This is a genomic window from Streptomyces sp. NPDC001970 (assembly GCF_053594115.1).
The window spans coordinates 1-2,038 of record NZ_JBSFDW010000107.1 but is presented as its reverse complement, the minus strand read 5'-3'; the positions used below and the strand labels follow the sequence as shown (position 1 = coordinate 2,038).

Annotated in this window: 2 protein-coding genes; one reads left to right on the top strand and one right to left on the bottom strand. The window is 65.5% G+C overall.

From position 1 onward, the window contains the following. The first annotated feature begins 395 nt into the window (after positions 1-395). Positions 396-1,223 carry an SDR family oxidoreductase gene (locus tag ACWCP0_RS42025; protein ID WP_451083972.1) on the top strand — a complete coding sequence of 276 codons (828 nt, stop codon included), beginning with the start codon at positions 396-398 and terminating at the stop codon, positions 1,221-1,223. A gap of 188 nt (positions 1,224-1,411) precedes the next feature. Here the strand turns inward: ACWCP0_RS42025 and ACWCP0_RS42020 are convergent, their stop codons facing one another. Then, complete coding sequence (locus ACWCP0_RS42020; protein ID WP_451083971.1) at positions 1,412-1,933, bottom strand: ATP-binding protein; 522 nt, start codon at positions 1,931-1,933, stop codon at positions 1,412-1,414. Positions 1,934-2,038 lie beyond the last annotated feature (105 nt).

Sequence of the window (2,038 nt, the reverse complement as noted above, 5' to 3'; positions counted from 1 at the left end):
CGACCAACGCGCCGGGTCCCCACCATGCCCACCGCCCGATACCGCCTCGCTCGACCCCACGGCGTCACCTCGTCAACCCAAGCGAAACAGCGAGGCTAATGCTTCTGATGACGTTTCTGTGAAGCCGCGGATTGTCGTGGGTGGATGCCAGGGCGCGGGATCTGGAAGATTTCGAGCATTGGCGGCGGGAAGCTCCAGAGAATCCGCATGGATCGGCGGGTCGAAGTGGAACCGGGAGCTGGCTGCGGTCTCAGGCCTGTTCAAGCGGGCGGTTCGTGAGCGTTACCCCACCACAAGTCCGGTGGAGGTGCGGCAGATGGTGACTCCGCCGGGCTTCGGAGCTGGCCCGATAGCCGGATGACGTGACGAAGCGCGGGGCCCTAACGTGGCAGATCATGAACATTCTGATCGTAGGCGGCAGCGGCTTCCTGGGCCGCGAGTTGGCTCAGCAGGCATTGGCAACCGGGCACGCCGTGACGGCGACCTTCGTGACCCGCGCCGGAGACATCCCCGGGATCCACTGGCTGCCCGTGGACCTATGTCGCAGCGAGGAGATCACACCGGCGCTCAGGCAGACCCAGCCGGACGTTGTCATCAATGCGGCGTATCGCAAGGCCGACTGGGCAACCACGGCCGACGGCGCGATCTGCCTGGCGATGGCCGCCACTCAGCACGGATCCCGGCTGGTGCATGTGTCCAGTGACGCCGTCTTCTCCGGCGCCGACGTCCGCTACGACGAATCCGCCACGCCGGATCCGATCACCCCATACGGGGCTGCGAAGGCTGCGGCTGAAACGGCGATCCGCCTGTTCGCCCCGGCCGCCGTCATTGCTCGCACCTCGCTGATCATCGGCGGCGGTGGCTCCGTGCACGAGGCGTTCATCCACGAGCTGGCCACCGGGCGACGAAATGGCGTGTTGTTCACCGATGACATCCGGTGCCCCGTCAATGTCGTCGACCTCGCCCGGGCCATTCTTGAGTTGACCGCCTCCGATCACGCAGGCGTGTGCCACCTTGCAGGATCAGATGCAGTCAGCCGTCATGAGCTCGGTGTCCTGATCGCGGACCGCGATGAATTGGACGCCTCCATGCTGACCGCCGGCCGCCGCGCCGACACCGGTTCCCCGGGGGCGCTGGACGTCCGCTTGGACAGCACTCGGACGCAACGCACATTGCGTACCAACTTGCGCGGCGCCCGCGACTTCCTACGTCGCGAGCGCTGACTCGCACCTCTTTCTACGAATCCCCCAGGTCAGACGCATATCCGTCATTCTGCGTGCGACTTTTCGAGATAGAGGACACCGCGATGACGGACTGGCCTGGGGTCTCTGGCCAGTCTGATCGCACTACTTGACACCAGAAGGTCGTTCTTTGTTGTCACCTGCGCCTGTTTTCGCGTGGCGGGCGGACCTCAACTCTTGACGGCCTCTGCGATCCGCAGGGCGGCTTGGGCGGGCGTGAGGTGCGTGGTGTCGACGACCTCGGCCTCGCTGTGTAGCCACGTGCGGGCCGCCTCGGCGTAGGGCTCGAGGTATTTGAGACGGAATGGGGAGGGGCCAAGAAAAGTGTCCCCCTCAATGCGCCCGCGGAGGGTGTCTTGGTCTGCGTGGAGGACGAAGTGCCGTACCGGAATGGCATGTTGGGCGAGGCCCGTGCTGATCTCGCGCCAGTAACGCTCGACCAGGACGGTCATGGGCATCACCAGAGTGCCGCCGGTGTAGTCGAGTACGCGGCGGGCGGTCTCGACTACGAGCGGCCGCCACGGGGGCCAGTGCTGGAAGTTGTCCGTCCCGGGCAGCCCCGGCGTGATGTCCATGAGTGTCTCGCCGACCTTCTCGGCGTCGAACACCCGTGAATCCGGGATCAGCTGCTGCACGAGTGCACTGGTCGTCGTCTTGCCCGCGCCGTGGGTGCCGTTGAGCCATACGATCACGGGACCCAACGCTAGTGTCCTGCGCCGGAGATCCGTCGGCAGAAGCGGGCGAGGGATTCGAGGATTTCCTCGGCGCTCTTGGTCCAGATGAACGGCTTGGGGTCT